General features: G+C 74.3%; 21 protein-coding genes and 2 riboswitches. Of the genes, 7 read left to right on the top strand and 14 right to left on the bottom strand.

Annotated features, from left to right (window positions below; genetic code table 11):
• Nucleotides 1-188: 188 nt before the first annotated feature.
• The 10 genes from cobC to FHP29_RS02045 are packed head-to-tail and all read right to left on the bottom strand — an operon-like array spanning nt 189 to nt 10,878.
• Nucleotides 189-1,178, bottom strand: coding sequence for an Rv2231c family histidinol phosphate aminotransferase CobC (gene cobC / locus FHP29_RS22400; protein ID WP_240044246.1), 990 nt, complete (start codon nt 1,176-1,178; stop codon nt 189-191).
• Complete coding sequence (locus FHP29_RS22395) at nt 1,171-2,508, bottom strand: cobyrinic acid a,c-diamide synthase CobB (protein WP_240044245.1); 1,338 nt, start codon at nt 2,506-2,508, stop codon at nt 1,171-1,173. The genes cobC and FHP29_RS22395 overlap by 8 nt, the downstream gene beginning before the upstream one ends.
• Nucleotides 2,508-3,104, bottom strand: a complete 597-nt coding sequence (cobO, locus tag FHP29_RS02080) for a cob(I)yrinic acid a,c-diamide adenosyltransferase (RefSeq protein ID WP_139621214.1) — start codon at nt 3,102-3,104, stop codon at nt 2,508-2,510. Before cobO ends, FHP29_RS22395 begins: the two co-directional genes overlap by 1 nt.
• Nucleotides 3,097-3,735, bottom strand: coding sequence for a 5,6-dimethylbenzimidazole synthase (bluB, locus tag FHP29_RS02075; protein WP_139621213.1), 639 nt, complete (start codon nt 3,733-3,735; stop codon nt 3,097-3,099). The genes cobO and bluB overlap by 8 nt, the downstream gene beginning before the upstream one ends.
• Nucleotides 3,732-5,816: a VWA domain-containing protein gene (locus FHP29_RS02070; RefSeq protein WP_240044244.1), complete on the bottom strand. Its 2,085-nt coding sequence runs from the start codon at nt 5,814-5,816 to the stop codon at nt 3,732-3,734. The genes bluB and FHP29_RS02070 overlap by 4 nt, the downstream gene beginning before the upstream one ends.
• Nucleotides 5,813-6,580 carry a cobalt-precorrin-4/precorrin-4 C(11)-methyltransferase gene (locus FHP29_RS02065; RefSeq protein ID WP_139621212.1) on the bottom strand — a complete coding sequence of 256 codons (768 nt, stop codon included), beginning with the start codon at nt 6,578-6,580 and terminating at the stop codon, nt 5,813-5,815. Before FHP29_RS02065 ends, FHP29_RS02070 begins: the two co-directional genes overlap by 4 nt.
• Entirely contained in the window at nt 6,577-7,785 is a 1,209-nt protein-coding gene (gene cbiE / locus FHP29_RS02060; protein ID WP_139621211.1) for a precorrin-6y C5,15-methyltransferase (decarboxylating) subunit CbiE, read from the bottom strand. The genes FHP29_RS02065 and cbiE overlap by 4 nt, the downstream gene beginning before the upstream one ends.
• The gene (gene cobJ / locus FHP29_RS02055; RefSeq protein ID WP_139621210.1) at nt 7,785-9,353 is read right to left on the bottom strand and encodes a precorrin-3B C(17)-methyltransferase; all 1,569 of its coding nucleotides are present in this window, start codon (nt 9,351-9,353) and stop codon (nt 7,785-7,787) included. The genes cbiE and cobJ overlap by 1 nt, the downstream gene beginning before the upstream one ends.
• Nucleotides 9,350-10,009: a precorrin-8X methylmutase gene (locus FHP29_RS02050; RefSeq protein WP_139621238.1), complete on the bottom strand. Its 660-nt coding sequence runs from the start codon at nt 10,007-10,009 to the stop codon at nt 9,350-9,352. Before FHP29_RS02050 ends, cobJ begins: the two co-directional genes overlap by 4 nt.
• 5 nt (nt 10,010-10,014) lie before the next feature.
• Nucleotides 10,015-10,878 carry a nitrite reductase gene (locus FHP29_RS02045; RefSeq protein ID WP_139621209.1) on the bottom strand — a complete coding sequence of 288 codons (864 nt, stop codon included), beginning with the start codon at nt 10,876-10,878 and terminating at the stop codon, nt 10,015-10,017.
• A gap of 56 nt (nt 10,879-10,934) precedes the next feature.
• Nucleotides 10,935-11,121, bottom strand: a riboswitch (cobalamin riboswitch).
• 63 nt (nt 11,122-11,184) lie between these two features.
• Between FHP29_RS02045 and FHP29_RS02040 the strand changes: the two genes are divergently transcribed.
• Genes FHP29_RS02040 through FHP29_RS02030 form a run of 3 tightly spaced genes read left to right on the top strand, consistent with a single transcriptional unit; the run spans nt 11,185 to nt 14,253 of the window.
• Complete coding sequence (locus tag FHP29_RS02040; RefSeq protein ID WP_139621208.1) at nt 11,185-12,315, top strand: Nif3-like dinuclear metal center hexameric protein; 1,131 nt, start codon at nt 11,185-11,187, stop codon at nt 12,313-12,315.
• A gap of 25 nt (nt 12,316-12,340) precedes the next feature.
• Nucleotides 12,341-13,084 (top strand): zinc ribbon domain-containing protein, encoded by a 744-nt coding sequence (locus FHP29_RS02035; RefSeq protein WP_240044243.1) that lies wholly within the window; start codon nt 12,341-12,343, stop codon nt 13,082-13,084.
• On the top strand, nt 13,081-14,253 hold the full coding sequence (locus FHP29_RS02030) for a bifunctional RNase H/acid phosphatase (protein WP_139621207.1): 1,173 nt from the start codon (nt 13,081-13,083) through the stop codon (nt 14,251-14,253). Before FHP29_RS02035 ends, FHP29_RS02030 begins: the two co-directional genes overlap by 4 nt.
• A 3-nt stretch (nt 14,254-14,256) precedes the next feature.
• Here FHP29_RS02030 and yaaA read toward each other — a convergent pair whose 3' ends face one another.
• Nucleotides 14,257-15,036, bottom strand: a complete 780-nt coding sequence (gene yaaA, locus FHP29_RS02025; protein ID WP_139621206.1) for a peroxide stress protein YaaA — start codon at nt 15,034-15,036, stop codon at nt 14,257-14,259.
• A 24-nt stretch (nt 15,037-15,060) separates the two neighbouring features.
• On the opposite strand from yaaA, the gene FHP29_RS02020 reads away from it, so the two are divergent.
• From FHP29_RS02020 to FHP29_RS02010, 3 genes are all read left to right on the top strand, one after another.
• The gene (locus FHP29_RS02020; protein ID WP_139621205.1) at nt 15,061-16,515 is read left to right on the top strand and encodes an RNB domain-containing ribonuclease; all 1,455 of its coding nucleotides are present in this window, start codon (nt 15,061-15,063) and stop codon (nt 16,513-16,515) included.
• Nucleotides 16,512-17,042 (top strand): bifunctional adenosylcobinamide kinase/adenosylcobinamide-phosphate guanylyltransferase, encoded by a 531-nt coding sequence (cobU, locus tag FHP29_RS02015; RefSeq protein WP_139621204.1) that lies wholly within the window; start codon nt 16,512-16,514, stop codon nt 17,040-17,042. Before FHP29_RS02020 ends, cobU begins: the two co-directional genes overlap by 4 nt.
• A gap of 245 nt (nt 17,043-17,287) precedes the next feature.
• A complete protein-coding gene (locus FHP29_RS02010; RefSeq protein ID WP_139621203.1) occupies nt 17,288-20,014 on the top strand; it encodes a YDG domain-containing protein in 2,727 nt (908 codons plus the stop codon).
• Nucleotides 20,015-20,082: 68 nt separating this feature from the next.
• Here the strand turns inward: FHP29_RS02010 and FHP29_RS02005 are convergent, their stop codons facing one another.
• The 3 genes from FHP29_RS02005 to FHP29_RS01995 form a co-directional block, all read right to left on the bottom strand.
• Nucleotides 20,083-20,850, bottom strand: a complete 768-nt coding sequence (locus FHP29_RS02005; protein WP_240044242.1) for an adenosylcobinamide-GDP ribazoletransferase — start codon at nt 20,848-20,850, stop codon at nt 20,083-20,085.
• On the bottom strand, nt 20,847-21,881 hold the full coding sequence (gene cobT / locus FHP29_RS02000; protein WP_139621202.1) for a nicotinate-nucleotide--dimethylbenzimidazole phosphoribosyltransferase: 1,035 nt from the start codon (nt 21,879-21,881) through the stop codon (nt 20,847-20,849). Before cobT ends, FHP29_RS02005 begins: the two co-directional genes overlap by 4 nt.
• 275 nt (nt 21,882-22,156) lie before the next feature.
• The gene (locus FHP29_RS01995; protein WP_139621201.1) at nt 22,157-22,471 is read right to left on the bottom strand and encodes a DMT family transporter; all 315 of its coding nucleotides are present in this window, start codon (nt 22,469-22,471) and stop codon (nt 22,157-22,159) included.
• A 15-nt stretch (nt 22,472-22,486) separates the two neighbouring features.
• Nucleotides 22,487-22,550: riboswitch (guanidine-III (ykkC-III) riboswitch) on the bottom strand.
• A 203-nt stretch (nt 22,551-22,753) separates the two neighbouring features.
• On the opposite strand from FHP29_RS01995, the gene cspE reads away from it, so the two are divergent.
• Nucleotides 22,754-22,957 carry a transcription antiterminator/RNA stability regulator CspE gene (cspE, locus tag FHP29_RS01990; protein WP_139621200.1) on the top strand — a complete coding sequence of 68 codons (204 nt, stop codon included), beginning with the start codon at nt 22,754-22,756 and terminating at the stop codon, nt 22,955-22,957.
• The last annotated feature ends 36 nt before the right edge of the window (nt 22,958-22,993 follow it).

Genomic DNA, 22,993 nt, shown 5'->3' with positions numbered 1-22,993 from the left:
GACTCCCACCGGCTTCCTCATGCCTGTTGACAGGACTCTAGGGCATGAGGAGCCCTTTCGGGCAGGGGGATCGCGGGAGCGGACCGGATCGGTTCCTCTCGGTCCGCGCCCGGTCGGGTCGTGTGCCTGAGAACCCGAATATCCGGGGTCTTGGGCACACGACTCCGGGGACCGGGATCAGGCGGCGATCACCGCGCGAGCGCGCTCAGCAGCACGTCCGCGGTGGCCGGCGGCCGGACGGCGATCCGCACCCAGGCGCCGTCGAGTCCCGGGAAGGTGTCGGCGCGACGTACGGCGATGCCGGCGCCGCGGAGCCGGGCGTGCACCCCCTCGCCGACGCGGGCGAGCACGAAGGAGGCCGCGGACGGCAGATGGCGGATGCCGAGGTCGGCCAGGCCCTTCTCCAGGTGCTCGCGCCAGTCGCGGATCTCCTCGGCCCGCCGGAGGGACTCGGCGGCCGCCTCGGGGGACAGGCACGCGACGACCGCGGCTGCGGCGGTCGTGGCGACCGACCAGGGGGTCTGGACGCGGGCCAGGCCGGCCACGGCCTCGGGGTCGCCCACGGCGTAGCCGGCGCGGATGCCCGGGATGCCCCAGTGCTTGGTCAGGGAGCGCAGCACGACGAGACCGGGAAGGGGTACGCCGGCCAGCGACTCCGTCTCGCCGGGCACGCAGTCCATGAACGCCTCGTCGACCACGACCAGCCGCCCCGGACGCACCAGCGCGCGCAGGGTGGCGGCCGGGTGCAGCGCGCCCGTCGGGTTGGTGGGATTGCCGACCACGACCAGGTCGGCGTCCTCGGGCACGAGCGCAGGGTCGAGGACGAACGGCTCGGCCAGCACCACCGGCGTGACCTCGCGTCCGGCCTCCTCCAGGGCGGCGTGCGGCTCCGTGAACTGCGGGTGCACGACGACCGGGCGCCGCCAGGACCGCAGCCGCGCCACCAGGGTGAACGCCTCCGCGGCGCCCGCGGTCACCAGCGCCTCGTCCTCGTCGCGTCCGTGGTGGGCGGCCACGGCAGCGCGCGCGGCGCTCGGGTCGGGGTAGGAGCCGACCGCCTCCAGCGAGGCGCGCAGGGCCTCGTCGAGCCAGCTCGGCCGCGGGCCGTCGTACACGTTGACGGCGAGGTCGAGCATCCCGCGGGCCTCGACGTCGCCGTGGTGGCGCAGGTCAACCACGGTGCACCGCCTCGGTGAAGCGGGCGGCCAGCTGAGGATGGCCGGCCCAGTGCGTGTGGAGGTACGACGCGTGCAGGGTCGGCGACGCGAAGCCGACCGCGTCGCCGTCGACCTGCCACGCGGCGGTCGGTCCGGCGACGGGGGAGACGGTCGTGCGGTGGAACTCGTGCCCGGTGACCCGGTCGCCGGCCCGGGTCAGCAGGGTGTCGGCAGCCGCCGTGGCGACCGGGTAGCGCAGGGTGAGCCGCTCGGACATGACCGCGTCGGCCTCGAGCACGCCGGCCATCGGGGTGCCGTCGAGGGTGCGGCACAGGTAGAGCAGGCCCGCGCACTCGGCCACGGTCGGCAGGCCGTCGAGCACCGCGGTGCGGATCTCCTTCAGCAGCGGGAGGTTGGCGGCCAGGTCGGCGGCGTGGACCTCCGGGAAGCCGCCGCCGAGGTAGAGCCCGGCGGTCCCGTCCGGCAGGGCGTGGTCGGTGGCGGGGTCGAACTCCACCACCTCGCAGCCCTGGGCGGCGAGGAGCTCGGCCGTCTCGGCGTACCGGAAGGTGAAGGCACGGCCGGCCGCGACCGCGACACGGGCCTTCGACGCAACAGGCGCGGCGGGAGCGGGGGACCAGGGGGCGGCGTCGAGGGCGGGGGCGGAGCGGGCGATGTCGAGCACGGCGTCGAGGTCGACGTGCTCGGCGATCACCTCGCCGAGCCGGGCGACGACGGCCTCGGAGTCGCCGCGCTCGGCGGCGGTGACCAGGCCCAGATGGCGCGACGGGGTGGCGATGGTGGCGTCGCGCGGGATGACGCCCAGCACGGGGAGCGAGATCGAGGAGCGGACCTCGTCGGCGTGCCGGGCCGAGCCGGCCTGATTGAGGATGACCCCGGCGACCTCGACCGACGGGTCCCAGGTGGCCATCCCGTGCACGACCGCGCCGATCGAGCGCGAGGAGCGGGAGATGTCCACCACCAGCACGACCGGCGTGCGGGTCAGGGCCGCGACGTGGGCGGTGGAGGAGAAGCCGTTGCCGCCGATGCGTCCGTCGTACAGGCCCATGACGCCCTCGACGACCGCGACGTCGGCCTCGTGCGCGCCGTGCAGGAGCAGCGGGGCGACGAGGTCCTCGCCGACGAGGTGCGGGTCGAGGTTGCGGCCCGGGCGGCCGCAGGCGAGCGCGTGGTAGCCGGGGTCGATGTAGTCGGGACCGACCTTGTGCCCGCTGACCGCGTGCCCCGCCGCGACGAGGGCGGCCATCAGTCCGGTCGCGACGGTCGTCTTGCCCTGGCCGGTGGCCGGGGCGGCGACGACGACACGGGGGACGACACGGGGCAGGGCCATCACCACTCGATGCCCTTCTGGCCCTTCTGTCCGGCGTCCATCGGGTGCTTGACCTTGGTCATCTCGGTGACCAGGTCGGCGATCTCGATCAGCTTCGGGTCGGCGCGCCGGCCGGTGATGACCACGTGCTGGCGGCCGGGCCGGTTGGCGAGGGTCTCCACGACGTCGTCGATGTCCACCCAGCCCCAGTTGATCGGGTAGGTGAACTCGTCGAGCAGGTAGAGGTCGTGCTGCTCGGCGGCGATCCGGCGCTTGATCTCCGCCCAGCCCTCGGCGGCGTCGGCGGCGTGGTCCTCCTCGGAGCCGGCCTTGCGCGACCAGGACCAGCCGGAGCCCATCTTGTGCCACTCGATCGTGCCGAACCCGGACGGCAGCTGCTCGAACGCGGTCTGCTCGCCGAGACGCCACTTCGCCGACTTCACGAACTGGAACACCCCGATGTCCCAGCCCTGGTTCCAGCCGCGCAGCGCGAGCCCGAAGGCCGCGGTCGACTTCCCCTTGCCGTCACCGGTGTGCACCATGACCAGCGGCCGGTTGCGGCGCTGGCGGGTGGTGAGTCCGTCGTCGGGTACGACGGTCGGCTTGCCTTCAGGCATCGTTCCTCCAGCGGTCGTGGTGGATGGCGTCGTCGAGCGGGCGGCGGGACCGCCAGCCGTGGCGCTCGAGGTCGGGCACGGTCTCCAGGTGGCTGACGGTGCCCAGGCACAGCCACGCGATCGGGCGTACCCCGGCGGGGATCCCGAGCAGCTCGCGCAGGAAGTCCTCGCGGTAGAAGGAGACCCAGCCCAGGCCGAGCCCCTCGGCGGTCGCGGCCAGCCAGAGGTTCTGGATGGCGAGCACGGTGGAGTAGAGGCCGGCGTCGGCGATCGCGTGCCGGCCGAGCACGTGCGGACCGCCGCGGTCCTGGCTGTGGGTCACCACGACGCCCATCGACGACTCGCAGATCCCCTCGACCTTGATCCGGTCGAAGGTGGCCCGGCGCTCCGGCGGCAGGGACGCGGCGAAGACGTCGCGCTCGGTCGCCACATGCTCGCGGAAGGTACGCCGCAGGGCGGGATCCCGGACGACCACGAAGTCCCACGGCTGGCTCATCCCGACGCTCGGGGCGCGGTGGGCGGCGCCGAGGACCCGCAGCAGCACGTCCTCGGGCACGGGCTCGCCGGTGAACTCCGCCCGCACGTCGCGCCGCCGCTCGATGACGTCGTAGAGGGCGTCGGCGGAGCTCATGCCGCGCGCCGGGTGACGTCCACGAGCACCTCCGCGCTCACCTCGGCGATCGGCACGTGGTCGGCGCCGAGGTGCTCGGCGAGGGTCGCGGCCAGGCCCATCCGCATCGGTCCGGACTCGCAGTCGACGACCACGCTGCTCACGCCCGTCTCGGCCAGGAGCGCCGCGGCCAGCCGCGAGCGCGCCACGGCGTCGGGGCCCGAGGTCGCCCGCCCGTCCGTGACGACGACGAGCAGCGGGCGTCGCTGCGGGTCGCGGGTGCGCTCGACCGCGAGCAGGTGGGCAGCCTCGAGGAGGCCCTCGGCCAGGGGCGTGCGACCTCCGGAGGGGAGCTCCTCGAGCCGCTGTGCGGCCGCGTCGACGGAGTGCGTCGGCGGCAGCGCGAGTTGGGCGTGCGCGCCGCGGAAGGTGATCAGGCCGACCTTGTCGCGGCGCTGGTAGGCGTCGAGCAGCAGGCTCAGCACCGCTGTCTTGACCTGCTCCATGCGCCGCCGCGCGGCCATCGACCCGGACGCGTCGACGCAGAACAGCACCAGGTTCGACTCGCGTCCCTCGCGTACGGCGACGCGCAGGTCGGCGGCCTGCAGCAGCAGCCGGCCGCCGGTCCGCCCGCGCGCCTGCTGGTGCCGAGCGGCCGCCCGGATGGTCTCGGTCAGGTGGATGCTGCCGCCCTGGCCTCCCAGCCGGTCGGGAGCGGCCGCGCCGACCCGCCGCCCGCTGCTCGTGCGCGCCCGGCTGCGGCGCCCCGCCGTACCCATCCCGACACCCTGCACGGTCAGCAGCCGGGTGCGGTAGGTGGCTCCCGCCGACGCGGCGACGTCATACGAACGGTGGTCTCCAGACCCCGTTTCGGATGACGTCCCGGGGTCGGGGAGCTGGGGTGGCTCCGCGTCCCGCGTTGCGTCATACGGATCGTGGTCTCCAGCCTCCGGTTCGTATGACGTCCCCGCGTCGGGGAGCTGGGGTGGCTCCGCGTCCCGCGTAGCGTCATACGGATCGTGGTCTCCAGCCTCGGATTCGTATGACGTCCCCGCGTCGTCGGAGCCGCCGTCGTCGTCAGGGCCACCGTCGGAGCCGCCGCCGTCGTCAGGCCCACCGTCGTCGGGCCCGTCCGGCTCGGGGGGCAGCTCGTCCTCGCCGAGCACCTGGTCGAGCAGGTCCTCGTCGAGGCCGGGCGCGTCGAAGGGCTTGCGGCGGCGCCGGTGGGGCAGGGCCAGTCGAGCCGCGACCCGGATGTCGTCGAGGGTCACCTGGGACCGGTCCGACCACGCGGCGTGGGCGAGCGCGGCGCGGGCGGTGACGATGTCGGCGCGGAGGCCGTCGACGTCGAACGCGGCGCACACCTCGGCGATCTTGAACAGCGCCGCGTCGGTGAGCCGGACCGAGCCGACCAGCTTCTGCGCCGACGAGATCCGCTGTCGCAGCGCGTCCTCCGCGTCGGCGTAGCGCGCCGCGAACCCGTCCGGGTCGGCGTCGTAGGCCATCCGGCGCCGGACCACCTCGGCGCGCAGCGCCGGGTCCCGCGGGGCGGCGACCTCCACGGTCAGCCCGAACCGGTCGAGGAGCTGGGGGCGGAGCTCGCCCTCCTCGGGGTTCATCGTGCCGACCAGCACGAAGCGCGCGTCGTGGGTCATCGACACGCCGTCGCGCTCCACGGTGGCGCGGCCCATGGCCGCCGCGTCGAGCAGCAGGTCGACCAGGTGGTCGTGCAGCAGGTTGACCTCGTCGACGTACAGGATCCCGCGGTGGGCCTTGGCCAGCAGGCCCGGTTCGTACTCGGCGCGGCCCTCGGACAGCGCGCTCTGGAGATTGATGGAGCCGGTGACCCGGTCCTCGGTCGCGCCGATCGGGAGCTCGACGAGCGGCACGGGCCCGCCGTCGACCGGGGGCAGCACGGCGGCCAGGGCGCGCACGATGGTCGACTTGGCGGTCCCCTTCTCGCCGCGCACCAGGACCCCGCCCACGTCGGGGGCGATGGTGGTGAGGATGAGGGCCAGCGCCATCGGATCGGGACCGTCGGGACCGTCGGCGCCGACCACCGCGCTGAAGGGGAAGTGCTGGATCGAAGCGGGGACGGTCATCGCAGACGGGCCTTCCGTTGCACTCGTTCGGGGGAGTAGAGGTAGGACTCCGCGTCGGACCGCTGCTCGTCCGAGGCCAGCGCGGGGCCGACCAGGATGACCGCCGCCTGGCGCAGTCCCGCGTCCTCGACGAGGCCGGCGATGGTGCCGACGGTGCCGCGCAGCACGAGCTCCTCGGGCTGGGTCGCGCGGGAGACCACTGCCACCGGGCAGTCGTCGCCGTAGAACGGGGCGAGCTCGGCCATCAGCTCGCGGGTGCGGGTGATCGCCAGGTGCAGCACCAGCGTCGCGCCGGTCGCGGCGTACGCCGACAGCGACTCGCGCTCCGGCATCGCGGTCGAGCGGGCCTGGGTGCGGGTCAGCACCACCGACTGCGCCAGCAGCGGGACGGTGAGCTCGCGGCCGACGACGGCCGCCGCGGCGGCGTACGCCGGCACGCCCGGGGTCACGTCCCACGGCACCCGGGCCGCGTCGAGGCGGCGGGTCTGCTCGTGGAGCGCGGAGTAGAGCGACGGGTCGCCCGAGGTCAGCCGGACGACGTCGCCGCCGTCGGCGTGCGCCTCGACCATCGCGGCCGTGATCCGGTCGAGGTCGAGGTCCTGGGTGTCGACCAGGCGAGCGTCGGGTCGGCAGTGGGAGAGCACCTCGGTGTCGATGTAGGTGCCGGGGTAGAGCACGACGTCCGCCGTCCGCAGCAGGGCGGCGGCGCGCAGGGTGATCAGGTCGGCCGCGCCGGGGCCGGCGCCGACGAAGTGGACCGTCATCGCGTCGTCTCCTTGGTCCAGGCCCATTGCACGACGGCGCGCGCCGGCGTCCAGCCGGTGAAGCGGCCGCCGAGTGGCGTGACGTGCTCGACGCCCAGGCGGGTCAGCTCGCCGCCGTGCGCATGGAAGGCGTCGACCAGCAGCCGCTCGGTCTCCAGGGTCACGCCGTGGACCACGAGCCTGCCGCCGGGCGCGAGGGCGTCGCGGCAACGCTCGAGCAGCCCGTCGGCCGTCGCGCCGCCGCCGACGAAGACCGCGTCGGGCGTGGGCAGGTCGGCGAGCGCGTCGGGGGCGCGGCCGGTGACGAGCTCGAGGCGGGGTACGCCGAGCCGGCGGGCGTTGGTCGCGATGCGGGCCGCGCGCTCCGGGTCGGCCTCCACGGCGACGGCGGTGGTGAGCGGGTGGGCGCGCAGCCACTCGATCGCGACCGACCCGGCGCCCGCGCCGACGTCCCACAGTCGGTCGCCGGGGCGGGGCGCGAGGCGGGAGAGCGCGCTGGCGCGTACGTCGCGCTTGGTCAGCTGGCCGTCGTGCTCGAAGGCGTCGTCGGGCAGGCCGGGCGTCCAGGAGGCGGCGCCGGGGCCGTGGACCTGGAGCGCGAGGACGTGCAGGCGCGGCAGGTCGTCGGGGACCGAGGTGCCGGGCACGAGGTCGACGCGTGACTCGGAGGCGGCGCCCAGGTCGCCGAGCACCGTCATCCGGGTGGCGCCGAAGCCGGCGTCGGCGAGCAGGTCCGCCACGGCGGCGGGGGTGCTCTCGTCCGAGGAGAGCACCAGCAGGCGACGTCCCGGAGCGAGCTCGCGCCGCAGAGCGTCGACGTCGCGCCCCACGAGGGTGACGACCGCGGACTCCTCGGCCGACCAGCCCATCCGGGCGCGGGCCAGCGACACCGACGAGACCGCGGGCACGACGTCGACGGCGTCGGGGCCGAGGAGCCCGATCAGCGTCGTACCGATCCCCGAGAGCAGCGGGTCCCCGGAGGCGAGGGCCACGATGGTGCGGTCGGCGTGCTCACGCAGGACGTCCGGCAGGACGGCGAGCGGGCGCGGCCACGGGCGGCGGACCTGCCCCGGGACAGCGGGGACGAGGGCGAGGTGGCGCTCGCCGCCGAGCAGCACCTCCGCGGCGCCGACCAGGGCGCGGGCCGCCGGCGGCAGGTGGCCGTCGGCGCCGATGCCGACGACGGTGACGCGTACGCCACCCATCACTCCACCCACCGAGGCGTCCAGACCGTGCCGTTGGGCTCCGCCCGGGTCGCGGAGGCGCCGACGATGAGCAGGCACTTCATGTCGATGGTGTCGGTGTCGAGCGCACCCAGGGTCGTCACCGTCAGCGACTCCTCGTCGCGGCCGACGTCGCGCCCGACGACCACGACGGTCTCCGGCGAGCGGTGCTCGAGCAGGATCTTCTGCATCTCGACGACCTGCTCGCGCCGGGAGCGTGAGGCCGGGTTGTAGATGCCGAGCACGAGGTCGGCCTCGCCGATCGCGTGCAGCCGGCGCTCCACGACCGACCACGGCTTGAGCCGGTCGGACAGGCTGAGCACCGCGAAGTCGGCGCCGATCGGTGCGCCCGCCCGGGCGGCGACCGCCTGGACGGCGCTGACGCCGGGGAGCACCCGGACCGGGACGCCCGCGTGCTCGGGGTGCGCCGGGTCGGCCGCGGCCTCGAACACCGCCGCCGCCATCCCGAAGACACCGGCGTCGCCGCCGGACACCACGGCGACCCGCTCGCCGCGCAGGGCCAGGTCGAGCGCGAACCGCGCCCGGTCCACCTCCACGGTGTTGCCCGACGCGTGCCGCTGGAGACCGGCGCGCTGCGGGACCCGGTTGACGTACGGCGCGTAGCCGACCACGTGCTCGACCTCGGCCAGCGCGGCGCTCGCCTCCGGGGTGAGCCAGCCGTCCGGGCCGGGGCCGAGGCCGATCACGAGGAGCTCCGCGGGCCGCGGTCTGGTCCCAGACCGCACCTTCTCGGGCTCGGAACCTGCGGTCTGGGACCACACCGCACGCCCACGCAGCCGCTCGGCGGAAGCCGGGCGGGCGGAGTCGCCGGGGACGACGATGAGCGAGAAGTACGGCACCGAGTCGGGGTCCACGTCGGCGACCGGGAGCCAGCGCTCCTCGGGCTGGGAGGCGCGCTCGACGTACAGCGCCCCCTCCAGCCGCCCGGCCGCCGCGAGGGCGGAGCGGACGGCGGGGAAGGTGCGGCCGAGCTTCATGATCACGGCGCCGTCGGTGTCGGCGAGGCGGCGGGCCAGCTCGGGCTCGGGCAGGGTGCCGGGCAGCACGGTGAGGACGTCGGTCTGGCGCACCAGCGGGGCCGGGACGGTCGCCGTGGCGGCGGCGAAGGCGGGGACGCCGGGCACCACCTCGACGGAGAAGCGGTCGCGGAACCGGTCGAGGAGATACATCGACGAGCCGTAGAAGAGCGGGTCGCCCTCGGCGAGGAGGACCACGTCGCGCCCGGCGTCGAGGTGGGCGGCGAGGCGGGCCTCGCAGTCGTCGTAGAAGTCGGCCAGCGCGCCGACGTACCCGCGCGGGTGGTCGGTGGTGCCGGTCGTCACCGGGTAGCGCAGCTCCTCCTCGACCACGCCGGCCGGGATCAGCTCGGCGGCGATCCGGCGGGCGTGGGAGTCCTTGCTGACGCCGGCGTGGAACGCGATCACCGGCGCGGCGCCGATCAGGCGCTCGGCCTTGCGGGTGATCAGCTCGGGGTCGCCGGGGCCGATGCCGACGACGAAGAAACGCCCGGGTGCGCTCGGGGCGGTCATTCCGCCTCCTGGGCCAGCGCGTTGACGGCGGAGGAGGCCATCGCCGAGCCGCCGCGTCGTCCGCGCACGGTGACGAACGGGATGTCGATGCCGTGGTCGTCGGCGAACGCCGCGAGCGCGTCCTTGGACTCCGCGGCGCCGATGAAGCCGACCGGGCAGCCGACGATCGCGGCCGGCCGCGGGCCGCCGTCGAGGATCATCTCGAGCAGGTGGAAGAGGGCGGTGGGCGCGTTGCCGATCGCCACGACCGCTCCCTCGAGGAGGGGCTCCCACAGCGAGACGGCCGCGGCGGTGCGGGTCGTCGACCAGCGCCGGGCGAGCTCGGGGACCCGCTCGTCGGTCAGGAAGCAGTGCACCGGGTTGTCGGCCGGGAGGCGCCCGGCGGTGATGCCCATCGCGACCATCCGGGCGTCGCACAGGATCGGTGCGCCGGCGTCGAGCGCGGCCCGCGCGGCGCCCACCAGCCGCGGGTGGACCACCAGGTCGCGGACCAGGTCGGTCTGTCCGCTGCCGTGGATCATCCGCACCGCGACCTTCTCGGCCTCGGCCGGGATCCCGGACAGGTCCGACTCGCGGCGGATGGTGGCGAAGGAGTCGACGTAGATCGCCGGTCCGTCGGCGATGTAGTCGTACCGGCGCGGGGGAGCGCTCAACAGCTCGGTCACGAGATCTCCTCGGAGGTCGACGGGATGAGCACGCCGTGCCAGGGCGTGACGACGACGGTCGCTGCCGTCCAGGATGCGATGGCCGGCAGGTCCAGCCCATCCTCCGGTACGGCGACGTGGTGGCCTCCGGCGACCTCGCCGAAGGGCAGCGGCCCGGACGTGACGGTGGCGCCCGGCGCGGGCGGCACCGGTGCGAGCAGGGGCTCGGGCAGCTCGGGGACGTGCCAGGGCGCCTGGGGTCCGGTGCCGCGGGTGGCGAGGAACGAGCGGGCCAGCTCCACGAGGGCGTCCGCGGCGTCGGCCAGGGCGACCACGTCGCCGTACGCCTCGCCGACGCACAGCTGGGCGCGGGCGTCGTCGAGGGCGACCAGGCCCAGGTCGAGGTGCTTGTCGGCGAGGTCGCCGCGCCCGTCGTCGAGGGTGAAGAGGAAGCGGCCGGGCAGCGCCGCCAGCGGGGCGTCGGCCAGGAGCAGGTCGTCGAGACGGGCGACGACCGGACGGAGGTCGGCCCGGCCGCCGGCGAGACCGGTCTGCGGCGAGGCGAGCACATTGCGGACCCGGTCGTGGGCGCGGGAGGGGAGCAGCCCGGTGCGCTCGAGGGCGTCGAGCGCGGGCGCGGCCAGCAGCCCGTCGGCGTCGAGCGGCATCGCACGGACCTGCAGGTTGGCCCGGCCGGTCACGCGGACCCGCCCGTCGCCGTACTCCTGCGCGACCGCGGCCAGCGCGCGCAGCGCGTCGAGGCGGACCTGTCCGCCGGGCACCCGGACCCGGACCAGGCCGCCGTCGTCGGCCGGCCAGGGGTGCACGATGCCGGGACACCGGTCCGGCCGGCTCCGCGCGGTCTGCGCCCTCGTTGCCATCGGTGGGTCCTTCGAGGCCGGGGCTCCTCGCGATCGCCCCCTGTCGACCTCGCGACGGATGGTCGCAAGGGCCAGCAGGTCTTCGGACTCGGGATCATCCGGCTCGAAGCGTCTTCCCAGACCCCTCGAGGTCCAGTGACTCTGACCTGTCCTGCCGATCAGTGCTCCGGCCGTCACCCACACCGCTGCGCGTCAGTCCCGGCGTCTCACCGGGTTCCCTTCGCTGGCACCGGCACCATAGCAACCGCCGGGCCCCCGGACGAGCCGCGGTCCCTCCGCCTGGACCTCGCCACTAGCCTGACCGCCATGCCCGCGCTGAAGGACGTCATCGACCTGGTCCACGGCTGGTACCCGCCCGCGACCGCCGACAGCTGGGACGCCGTCGGGCTCGTGTACGGCGACCCCGAGCAGCAGGTCAAGAGGGTCCTGCTCGCCGTCGACCCCAGTCCCGCGGTCGCTGCGGAGGCCGCCGAGTGGAAGGCGGACCTCCTGCTGGTCCACCACCCGCTCTTCCTCAAGGGCGTCCACGGGTTCGACACGACCACCCCCAAGGGGCGCACCCTGCACACCCTGGCCAAGGCCGACTGCGCGCTGCTGACCGCCCACACCAACGCCGACCAGGCCGCCGGCGGGGTGTCCGAGGCCTTCGCGATCGCGCTCGGGCTGAAGGACCTCGCCCCCATCGTGCCGGCGCCCACGGGACCCTCCGGCGAGCTGGACAAGCTGACCGTCTTCGTCCCCGCGGACGCCGCCGCCCCGGTGCGCGCCGCCGTCGCGGAGGCCGGCGCGGGGAAGATCGGCGACTACGACTTCGCCTCCTTCACCAGCGCCCCGGGGGAGGGACGGTTCCGTCCGCTCGAGGGGTCGAACCCGATGATCGGCACCGTCGGCGAGCTGGAGACCGTGGAGGAGGTGCGCATCGAGGTGGTCCTCCCGCGCGCACGCCGGGCCGCGGTGGTGCGCGCGCTGCTGGCGGCCCATCCCTACGAGGAGCCGGCGTACGACGTCGTCGAGCTCGCCGACCCGCAGCTGGCCAGCACGGGCACCGGGCGGATCGGCACGGTCGAGCCGACGACCCTCGCCGGCTTCGCCGAGGCCGTCTCCGCCGCCCTCCCGGCGACCCAGCACGGCGTCCGCGTCGCCGGCGACCCCGAGCGCCCGGTGCGCACCGTCGCCGTGTGCGGCGGCGCCGGCGACTTCCTGCTCGACCGGCTCGCCGGCTCCGAGGCGGACGTCTACGTCACCAGCGACCTGCGCCACCACCCGGCCGCCGAGTTCCTCGAGAAGGGCGGCCCAGCCCTGATCGACGTCGCCCACTGGGCCGCGGAGTGGACCTGGCTCCCGGTGCTCGACCAGCTCCTGCGCGAGTCCCTCGAGGACGCCGTCGAGACCCGGGTGAGCGCGATCTCCACCGATCCGTGGACCATGCGCCTGTGAGAATGCGACCTGTGAGGATGTCCCTGTGAACGCCGATCCCGCCGCCCAGCTCCGCCTGCTCGACCTGCAGGCCCTCGACGCCCAGGTCGACCACCTGCGCCACCAGCGCAACAACCCGGCCGAGGCCGCGGAGATCAAGGAGCTGCTCGGCAAGCGGGTCGACGTCGACGGCCGGCTGCGCGACCAGCGCATCGTGGTCGACGACCTCGCCGCCGCCCAGGCCAAGGCCGACGCCGACGTGGAGCAGGTCAAGGCCCGTCGCACCCGCGACCGTGAGCGGATGGACTCCGGTGCCATCGCCGACCCCAAGGCCCTGGAGCGGATGCAGCACGAGCTGGCATCGCTGGAGCGGCGCATCTCCACCCTCGAGGACGAGGAGCTGGAGGTGATGGAGCAGCTCGAGGAGGCGCAGTCCGCGCTGGCCGAGCTGACCTCGGCGATCGACGACCTCGACGCCCGCCTCGGCACGCTCACCACCGCCCGCGACGAGAAGGTCGGCGCCCTCGACGCACAGATCGCCGAGGTGTCCGCGGGCCGCGCGGCGATCGTCGCCGAGATCCCCGACGACCTCGTCGCGCTCTACGAGAAGCTGCGCGCCAACAAGGGCGGCATCGGCGTCGGCGCCCTGCGCGCGCGCCAGTGCAGCGGCTGTCAGCTCAGCCTCGACGCGGGCGAGCTCGCGGAGATCCGCGCCACCCCGGCCGACACCGTGCTGCGCCACGAGGAGTGCCAGCGGATCCTGGTCCGCACGCCCGAGAGCGGGCTGTGACCGCTCGGAGCGGCCCGGAGCGGGTCGTCGTCGAGGCCGACGGCGGCTCCCGCGGCAACCCGGGGCCCGCGGCGTACGGCGCCCTGCTGCGGGACGCGGCCACCGGTGCCGTGCTCGCCGAGGACGCGCGCACCCTCGGCGTGGCGACCAACAACGTCGCGGAGTACTCCGGTCTCGTCGCCGGGCTCAAGCTCGCCGCCGACTTCGCGCCCGGCGCCCGGGTCGAGGTGCGGATGGACTCCAAGCTGGTCGTCGAGCAGATGTCGGGGCGCTGGCGGATCAAGCATCCCGACATGGCCGTGCTCGCGGCGCAGGCACGCGAGATCGCGCCCGCCGGTACGACGTACACCTGGGTGCCGCGCGCCGACAACTCCCACGCGGACCGGCTCGCCAACGAGGCCCTCGACGGCAGGCGGTCCGGCGTCAGCGTCCCGGGCGACCAGGTGGCCGACGAGCCGGACTCCGCGGTCGAGGAGGCGGAGTCGCCGTCCTTCGGGCCCGGGCAGCCGACCACGATCGTGCTGGTCCGCCACGGCGTGACCGCCCACACCACCGGCCGCCGCTTCTCCGGCGGGCTCGGCGGCGACAACCCGCCGCTCTCCGACGAGGGCCGGGCCCAGGCCGCCGAGGTGGCGCAGTGGCTCACCGAGCTGAAGGGCAGCGTCGACGTCGTCGTGGCCTCGCCCGTGCGGCGTACCCGCGAGACCGCCGACATCATCGCCGCCTCCCTGGACCTGGCCGTCGAGGAGGAGCCTGCCTTCGCCGAGATGGAGTTCGGCGAGTGGGACGGGCTGAGCTTCACCGAGGTCGCCGAGCGCGACAAGGAGCGCCTCGACGCATGGTTCTCCGACATGGCCGCACCACCGCCGGGCGGCGAGTCGTTCGTGACCGTGCAGGAGCGGGTGCTGGCCGGTCTGGCCCGGTTGCTCGACGACCATGCGGGCCGGACCGTCGTCCTGGTCAGTCACGTGACGCCGATCAAGACCCTCGTCGCCCACGCCCTCGACGCCCCGCTGGAGACGCTGTTCCGGATGGAGCTCGCGCCCGCGGCGGTCTCGGTCCTCGCGTTCTACGCCGACCCGCGCACCGGCGAGCAGAAGGGCTCGATGCGGTTCTTCAACGCGCTCGCGCCCGGCCGGCGCACCCTGCGCGACACCGGCCGCTGGTGACGCTCAGAGCTCGCTGACGACCACGTCGAGCTGCGTGCCCGCCTTGCCGGGCGCCCCGACCTCGACGGTCCAGCCGAGCCGTTCGAGCACCTCGGCCAGGGCGGCCGGGGTGCGCGGATCCGCGCCGTCCTCGAGGAGGGCACGCACGATCCGGCCCTTGGTCGCCTTGTTGAAGTGGCTGACCACCTTGCGGGTGCCGTTGTGCTCGTGCAGGACGCGCACCGTCGCGACCCGCCGGGCCAGGTCCGGCCCGGGCCTCCAGAAGCCGGCGTACATCCCCGAGCGCAGGTCCACGAGCAGCCCGCGGCCCAGCGCCTCCGTCATGACCGACGGCAGCGCCTCGCGCCACACCGCCGCGACCGGGCCGAGCCGGGGGAGGGACGCGTCGCCGGAGAGGCGGTACGACGGGATCCGGTCGGCGAGCCGGACCATCCCGAACAGGCTGGAGGCGACCGCGACCCGCGCGGTGGCGCGCCGCTTGGCCGCGGCCGACAGGGTGGCGACGTCGAGGGCGTCGTACAGGACGCCGGTGTAGATCCGGTCCGCCCGCGCGGTCGGTGCGGCGGTCAGCGCGGCGTTGCGCTGGACCAGGTCGGCCTGGCCGGGGGACAGGCCCAGCACCTCCGCCGCCTTCGCCTGGTCGTCGCGGCAGAGCGCGACCAGAGCGTCGAGCACGTCGCGTCGCGCGTCGGTGAGCGCGGGCGAGGACAGGGCGTCGAGGTCGAGCGGCTGGCCGCGCCGGGGAACGGCCTTGCCCTCGCTCGGCGGCAGGAGGATCAGCACGGCGCCAACGATAGGGTCGAGGCCATGCCGAGCAATCTCGTGGTCCGGGTCAGGGCGAGCTCCCCGGAGATCCAGGAGGGCCTGGCGGCGATCGCCGCCGAGCTCGAGCTCCCCGGCGAGTTCCCCGCCGAGGTGACGGCGGCTGCCGAGCGCGCCGCGGCCGACGTGGTCCTCCCCGACCTGGACCGCACGGACATCCCGTTCCTCACCATCGACCCCGAGGGCTCGATGGACCTCGACCAGGCCCTCCACATCGAGCGCTCCGGAGCGGACGGCTACGTCGTCCACTACGCGATCGCCGACGTCGCCGCGTTCGTCACGCCGGGCGACCCGGTCGACCTGGAGGCCAACAAGCGGGGCGAGACGCTCTACGGCGCCGGCACGCGGATCCCGCTCCACCCCCCGGAGCTCTCGGAGGGCGCGGCGTCCCTGTTGCCCGACCAGGTCCGGCCGGCCCTGCTGTGGACGATCACGCTGGACGCGGAGGGCACCCCCACCGACGTACGCGTCGAGCGGGCAAGGGTGCGCTCGATGGCCCGGTGGTCGTACGTCGACGCGCAGAAGGCGCTCGACGCACGGTCCGCCGGCGAGCCGACGAAGGGGACCGAGGTGCTCGAGCTGCTCCGCGAGGTCGGCAGGCTGCGCGAGAAGCAGGAGGTCGCTCGCGGCGGCGTCTCCCTGCCGCTGCCGGAGCAGGAGGTCGACGAGACCGACGGCGGCTTCCGGCTGGTGTTCCGCCAGCAGCTGCCCGTCGAGCTCTGGAACGCCCAGATCTCCCTGCTCACCGGCATGAGCGCCGCCTCGCTCATGGTCGAGGCGAAGGTCGGCATGCTCCGCACCCTCCCGCCCGCCGACCCGCGCGACGTGGCGCGGCTGCGCCGGGTCGCGAAGGGGCTGCGCATCGACTGGCCCGAGGACATGGACTATCCCGCGTTCATCCGCTCGCTCGACCCGTCGGTCTCCCAGCACCAGGCGATGGTCGTCGCCTGCACCCGGCTCCTGCGCGGCAGCGGGTACGCCGCCTTCGACGGCGAGCTGCCCGAGCAGACCCGCCACTCCGCCATCGCCGCCGAGTACGCCCACGTCACCGCCCCGCTGCGTCGCCTCGGCGACCGGTACGTCGGTGAGGTCTGCCTCGCGATCTGCGCGGGCACGCCCGTCCCCGACTGGGTCAGCGCCGCGCTGCCCGGCCTCCCGAAGACCCTGCAGGACTCCGCGCGCCGAGCGGGTGCCTACGAGCGGGCCGTCCTCGACCTGATCGAGGCCGCGATCCTCGCCGACCGGGTCGGCGAGACGTTCGACGGCGTCGTCACCAGCGTGCACGAGAACGACGGGAGGTCGGGGGTCGTCATGCTCGCCGAGGTCGGCGTCGAGGCGCCGGTGACCTCCGCACAGGCGCTCCCGCTCGGCGAGGACGTGCGGGTCACCCTCGCCACCGCCGACATCGCGGCGCGCAAGGTCGCCTTCACGCTCCCGTGAGCCCCGCGAAGGTCCTCGTCACCGGGGGCGTGCGCTCCGGCAAGTCCCGCCACGCCGAGTCCCTGCTCGCCGCCGCCCCCACCGTCACCTATGTCGCGGCCGGGCCTGCGTACGACGACGCCGACTGGGCCGCGCGCATCGACGCCCACCGCGCCCGCCGCCCGGCGACCTGGTCGACCGAGGAGACCCGCGACATCGCCCGGGTGCTCGCGGTCGCGTCCGCACCGGTGCTCGTCGACTGTCTCGGCACCTGGCTCACCGGCGTGATCGACGACGCCGGGCTGTGGGAGGCCCCGGTCGAGGAGGTCGAGGCGCACGTGCTGGACCGGCTCGACGGGATCCTGGCCGCGCTACGCACGACGGGGGAGCGGGTGGTGCTCGTGACGAACGAGGTCGGCCTCGGCGTCGTGCCCGAGCACCGCTCCGCGCGCCTGTTCCGCGACCTGCTCGGCACGATCAACCAGCGGGTCGCCGAGGCCTGCGACGAGGTTCACCTGGTCATCGCGGGGCGCGTCCTGCGGCTGTGACGCGGCCTTGAGGCCAAGGGCTCGCCGAGACGATCCGGGACCGGGGAAGGACAAGATCCTGGTCGGCATGGCCCGAGTTGTCGGAAAACGCCCAGCTCGTCCGAGCCGGTCGGCTAGCGTTCTGGTGACTGTCCGGAACGCCCGCGTCGCGGGCCCTCGGGGGTCGTTGCCCGGTCGGAAGCACCCGTGCCGGACGACAGCTCCGGATCCGTCGTGCCTCGCAGCCACCGACGATCGGACCCCCCATGAAGTTCCTACGCTCGAGCCTCCGCCGGCCGTCCACAGCGGCCGTGCTCACGGCCGCGGTCGCCCTCTCCGGGCTGACCGTGCTCCAGCCGCCCGCAGCGCACGCGGCCACCGCCTTCGGGCTGTCGGTCACCCCGCTGACTCCCGTCTCGGCGGCCGAGCCGGACACCGTCCTCCCCGGCCTCCAGACGTTCACCGTCAGGATCGACGGGAGCGCGACCTACCCCGACGTGTCATCCGTCCGGATCCTCCTGCCGGCATCGTTCGCCTCCCCGAGTGTGGTCGGAGCCATCGACGAGGACGCCCCCGGAGTCTGGAGTGCCCAGATCGACGGCAGTGGCCGGCTCGCCTTCGAGGCGGCCAGCAAGGACGACAACCTCGGCTCCTCCCAGCACCTCCAGGTGCGGGTCCAGGCGGCCGTCGCGCAGACCCCGGCCGGACCGCGGCTGTGGACGGCCTCATCGTGCAAGAACAACAAGGGCGAGGGCGCCGGGCTCAGCTCCGGACCGGATGTCTCGGCGACGGTGAAGGTCGCTCAGGCCACCCAGACCATCGACTTCCCGCAGCCCCCCGACCGCACCTTCGGCGACGAACCGTTCACGGTCGACGCGACCGGCGGCGCCTCCGGCCAGCCGGTCACCTTCATGGCGTCGGGCGCCTGCGAGAGCAGCGGCACGACCATCACCCTCACCGCCGCCGGCACCTGCACCATCGTCGCCGAGCAGGCCGGCGGCGCGGGCTACTCGGCCGCGGACCCGGTCACCCGGTCCTTCACGGTCGCCCGCGCCGGGCAGACGATCAGCTTCGGCGTCCTCCCCGCCAAGGTGTACGGCGACCCGGACGTGACCCTCACCGCCACGGCGAGCTCGGGCCTGGCCGTGTCCTACTCGACGACGGGCGCCTGCTCGGTCAGCGGCAGCACCCTGTCGATCACCGGCGCCGGGACCTGCAGCGTGACCGCGGCGCAGGCCGGCGACGCCGACCACCTCGCCGCGCCGTCCGAGACTCGCACGTTCTCGATCGCCAAGGCGACAGCGACCGTGACGCTCGGCGGCCTGTCCCACGTCTACGACGGCACCGCGAAGCAGGCGAGCGCCACGACCAGCCCGGCCGACCTCGCGACCGTCACGATCGGCTACCGGCAGGCGGGCTCCGACGTGGTCGCCCCCACCGCCGCGGGCGACTACGACGTGACCGCGACCCTGGACAACGCCGACTACGAGGGATCGACCACAGCCACCATGGTCATCGCGCAGCGAGCGGTGACCGGATCGATCGTCGTGTCCGACAAGGAGTACGACGGCTTCGCCACGGCCACCATCACGTCCGCCGGGCTCACCGACGTGGTCGACGGCGACGACGTCGCGCTGGCCTGCGACGGCGCGAGCTTCGACAGCGACGACGCCGGCCCCCGCACCGCGACCGCCTCCGGCTGCACCCTGACCGGCGAGGACCGGGCCAACTACGTCCTCACCGGTGTCGGGACGGACGACGCCGTCATCGCGCCCAAGGTGCTCACCGGCGAGATCCAGGCCGGCGACAAGGTCTACGACGCCACGACGGCCGCCACCGCGGTCACCCCGCTGGCGCTCGCCGGCAAGGTCGGCAGCGACCAGGTCGCGATCGAGGTGACGGGCGCGTCCTTCGCGCAGGCCGGCATCGGCGCCGACATCACGGTGACCGCCACCATCGCGCTGGTCGGCGACGACGCGGGCAACTACGTCCTGTCCGGCACGACCGTGACCGACGCGGCGAGCATCACCGCCCGCAACGTCGACGGATCCTTCACGGTCGACGACAAGGTGTACGACGGCAACGCCGACGCCACGGTCACGGGCACCGCCCTGGCGGCGGTCGTCGGCATCCCCGACTCCGGACCGATCGAGGGCGACATCGACCTGACGATCACCGATGCCCGCTTCGCCGACGAGAACGTCGGCGACGACAAGCCGGTCACCGGCACGGCGACGCTCACCGGAGCGGGCGCGGCCAACTACGTCCTGGCCAACGCCGCGACGCTCTCCTCGGCGGCCGACATCACCGCGCGTCCGGTCACCGGCAGCTTCACCGCGAACGACAAGGTCTGGGACGGTACGGCGACCGCGACCCTGGCCGGCAGCGACCTCTCCGACGCCGTCGCGGGCGACACGGTGGCCGTCGTGGTCAAGGACGGCACCACGCTCGACTTCGTCAAGGCCGACGGCACGCCGACGGCGCTGATGGGCAGCTGGGACGTCCGGGGCAGCTTCGAGCTGAGCGGCGCAGACGCCGGCAACTACAGCCTCGCCTCGGCGGTCCTCACGTCGAGCGCCAAGGCGAGGATCACCGCCAAGTGGAGCCTCCAGGGCTTCTCGGCGCCGGCGGACATGACCCCGGTCGGCGCCGCACGGGTGTGGAACACGGTGAAGGCGGGCAGCACGGTGCCGCTGAAGTTCGAGGTGTTCGAGGGCAGCGTCGAGCAGACCAGCCTCTCGGTCATCACCACCCCGGCCGGCTCGGCCGTGCCGTCGGTCGTGGTGGTCAGGGAGAGTTGCTCGACCGGCGCCGAGGACGCGGTCGAGACCGTCTCCAACGCGGGCGCGACGGCGCTGCGCTACGACACCACGGGCGGCCAGTTCATCCAGAACTGGAAGACCCCGGCCGGTGCGGGCGTCTGCTACAAGGTGAGCGTGACCACCCTCGACGGTGCGTCCCTGCTGGGAGAGGCGCACTTCAAGACGAAGTGACCTGCAGGTCTCCGGCGCGGCCCCGTCCCCCTCTTGGGGGCGGGGCCGTCGCCTCATTCAGGGGTCCGTCAGGCGCCCGCGAGCCCGATCAGGAGGACAGCGAGCGCCAGCTCGATCGCGGCGCCGAAGACGTCACCGGTGACCCCGCCGAACCGGCGTACGGCGTGGGCCGTCAGCGCGGCGACCACCAGGGCAGCCGTCGCCACCGTGACGGGCCCCCGCACCGGGTCGACCAGCGCGGCCAGGCCGGCGAGGCCGGCCCAGCCGACGACGGCGACCAGCACGGGCACCCGTCGGGTGAAGGTGACTCCCAGTCCGTCCGGCCGGGCCGGAGGAGCCAGGGTGCAGCCGGTGATCCACAGGGCGGCCCGCGACGCGCACACCGCACCGCCGGCGATCACGGCGGGACGCAGCCCATCGGCGACAGACACATAGGACGACAGCGCCGCGGCCTGGGCTCCGAGCACGACCACCACGGCGGCCACGCCGGCCGGGCCCGCCGTACCACTCTTCATCACGGCCAGCGACCGCTCGCGGTCGTAGGACGAGGTCAGCCCGTCCGCGACGTCGGAGAGCCCGTCGAGGTGGAGCGCGCGGCTGCCGACGGCGAGGGCTGCGAGCGCGACGAAGGCGACCGCCAGCGCGGGCAGGTCGAGACGGCCACCGGCCCAGGCGACACCGCCGACCAGTGCGCCCAGCGGGAGCACCGCGACCGGCGCCAGCAGCAGCGCGCCGGTCGCGACGCCGGGGGAGACCCTCAGGACGGCGGGCACCCGCAGCGCGGTCAGCATCCCGATCGAGAGCCGCAGGCTGCGACCGGCCACGGCGACGCTCACTCCGGGGGCATCAGGTCGGCGAGGAGGGCGACGTCGCGCAGCAGGGCGACCGCGGAGCGGAGGACGGGGACGGCGGCGACGGCACCGGAGCCCTCGCCGAGCCGCAGCCCGAGGTCGAGGACCGGCTCGAGGCCGAGCTTCTCGAGCGCGAGGGCCTGGGCCGGCTCGGTCGAGCGGTGCCCGGCGGCGAACCAGGCGGCTGCACCGGGCGCGATCCGCTCGGCGTAGAGCGCGCAGGCCACCGACATCAGCCCGTCGAGGAGGACGGGTACGCCGCTCTCCGCGGCCTGGACGAGGTAGCCGACGGTCGCCACCAGGTCGGCGCTGCTGAGCGCGGCCAGTGCGTCGAGCGGGTCCTCGACACGGTCGCCCGCGCGGTCGAGGGCCTGCTGGACGACGACCTGCTTGTGCGTGAGGGCGGCGTCGTCGACGCCGGTGCCGCGCCCGGTCACCTCGACGGCGGGCAGGCCGAGCGCCGCGGCCACCATGGCCGCGGCAGGCGTGGTGTTGCCGATGCCCATGTCGCCGGAGAGCAGGAGCTGCGCACCCGCCGCGATCTCCTCGCGGGCGACGGCCCGGCCGGCCTCGAACGCGCGGGCGGCCTCGTCCGCGGACAGCGCGTCCTCGACGTGGATCGCGCCGCTGCCGCGTCGTACCTTGTGCGCCTGCACGTGCGCCGGCACGCCCTCGAGGTCGTCGTCGACGCCGATGTCGAGCACCCGCACCTGCACGCCGTGCGCGGCGGCGAGGGCCGAGACGCCGGCCTTGCCCATGACGAAGGTCCGCACCATCGCCGGCGTGATCGCCGGCGGATAGGCCGACACGCCGTGCTGCGCGACCCCGTGGTCGCCGGCGAAGATCACCAGGCGCACGTTGTCGAGGAGCGGCGGCGGCACCGCGCCCTGGGTCGCGGCCAGCCACACGCCCAGCTCCCCGAGCCGGCCCAGTGCGCCGGCCGGTGTCGCGAGCCCGGCGAGCCGCTCGGCGGCGGCGGTGCGGACGGCGGGGTCGGGTGCGGCGAGGGCGCTCATGGAGCCGAACGCTACCGCCGCGCGGACGGGTCCCGGCAGGGCGTTCAGGTGAAGAGCATCACCAGCACCGCGGACAGCGCGAGCAGCGCCAGGATGAGCACGAGGCCCGCCCCTTCGTGTTCGTCGGTGTCCTCCAGATCCGGCACGTTGGTCGTCATGGTTCCCCCAGGTGAGCGGTCGTCTGTCCTGCCACTGTTCTGCTGAGACCTGGTGGTACCCGAGCCGCAGCGCCGCATTCGGCTCCGGACGCCGGGCCGAGCCCGGCGGGCGGGGGCTCAGTGCGCGAGCTTGAGCCCGACCACGCAGCCGACCAGCCCGAGCAGCAGCAGGATCCGCACGGCGCTCGCGCTCTCCTCGCCGCTGACCATCGCGATCGCCGCCGTCAGCGCCGCGCCGATCCCGACCCACACGGCGTACGCCGTCCCCACGGGCAGGGTGCGCATCGCGTAGCCGAGCCCGACCATGCTCGCGATCAGGGCCACGACGAACACACCGGCGGGCACCGGTCTGCTGAATCCCTCCGAGCGGGACAGGGCCGTGGCCCACACCGCCTCGAGTCCGCCGGACACGATCAACACCAGCCACGCCATGGCAGCCACACCTCTCGTGGCCGTCTTGTCGCGCTCCGGGTACGGCTCCCTCGTCCGGCGGTCGAATCGCCGACCGTGTCTCGATCCTAGACGTGACGCGATCCGGTGCTAGAGTTCCCAGTGTTGAAGTGGTTCCTCTCGGGGAGCCTTCTGCAGCCACAGTGGATGCAGTTCATCTTGTGCTCTTGGTCTTCGGTTCAGCTGGGCATCAGGCAAGACGGATGTCTTCAGCACCAAGCCCGACACGTCGTCGGGTGAACACCGAACACCAAGGAGAAAATCATGGCTCAGGGCACCGTCAAGTGGTTCAACAGCGAGAAGGGCTTCGGCTTCATCGCCCCAGCCGACGGCACCCCGGACGTCTTCGTCCACTTCTCGGCCATCCAGGGCAACGGCTACAAGTCGCTGGACGAGAACCAGCAGGTCGAGTTCGACGTCACCCAGGGCCCGAAGGGCCCGCAGGCGGAGAACGTCCGCGCCGTCTGACATCAGTCTGACGCTTCGCGAGGCCCCCGGCACCCT

Source organism: Nocardioides albidus, from assembly GCF_006335005.1.
Lineage (GTDB): Bacteria > Actinomycetota > Actinomycetes > Propionibacteriales > Nocardioidaceae > Nocardioides > Nocardioides albidus.
The sequence above is the reverse complement of the archived record's forward strand: the minus strand, read 5'-3'. Positions and strand labels throughout refer to the sequence as shown.

Coding starts and splice junctions, on each gene's coding strand:
- FHP29_RS22395 (WP_240044245.1), bottom strand. CDS start 2,508: ATGGCCCTGCCCCGTGTCGTCCCCCGTGTCGTCGTCGCCGCCCCGGCC.
- cobO (WP_139621214.1), bottom strand. CDS start 3,104: ATGCCTGAAGGCAAGCCGACCGTCGTACCCGACGACGGACTCACCACC.
- bluB (WP_139621213.1), bottom strand. CDS start 3,735: ATGAGCTCCGCCGACGCCCTCTACGACGTCATCGAGCGGCGGCGCGAC.
- FHP29_RS02070 (WP_240044244.1), bottom strand. CDS start 5,816: ATGACCGTCCCCGCTTCGATCCAGCACTTCCCCTTCAGCGCGGTGGTC.
- FHP29_RS02065 (WP_139621212.1), bottom strand. CDS start 6,580: ATGACGGTCCACTTCGTCGGCGCCGGCCCCGGCGCGGCCGACCTGATC.
- cbiE (WP_139621211.1), bottom strand. CDS start 7,785: ATGGGTGGCGTACGCGTCACCGTCGTCGGCATCGGCGCCGACGGCCAC.
- cobJ (WP_139621210.1), bottom strand. CDS start 9,353: ATGACCGCCCCGAGCGCACCCGGGCGTTTCTTCGTCGTCGGCATCGGC.
- FHP29_RS02045 (WP_139621209.1), bottom strand. CDS start 10,878: ATGGCAACGAGGGCGCAGACCGCGCGGAGCCGGCCGGACCGGTGTCCC.
- FHP29_RS02040 (WP_139621208.1), top strand. CDS start 11,185: ATGCCCGCGCTGAAGGACGTCATCGACCTGGTCCACGGCTGGTACCCG.
- FHP29_RS02020 (WP_139621205.1), top strand. CDS start 15,061: ATGCCGAGCAATCTCGTGGTCCGGGTCAGGGCGAGCTCCCCGGAGATC.
- FHP29_RS02010 (WP_139621203.1), top strand. CDS start 17,288: ATGAAGTTCCTACGCTCGAGCCTCCGCCGGCCGTCCACAGCGGCCGTG.
- cobT (WP_139621202.1), bottom strand. CDS start 21,881: ATGAGCGCCCTCGCCGCACCCGACCCCGCCGTCCGCACCGCCGCCGCC.
- FHP29_RS01995 (WP_139621201.1), bottom strand. CDS start 22,471: ATGGCGTGGCTGGTGTTGATCGTGTCCGGCGGACTCGAGGCGGTGTGG.
- cspE (WP_139621200.1), top strand. CDS start 22,754: ATGGCTCAGGGCACCGTCAAGTGGTTCAACAGCGAGAAGGGCTTCGGC.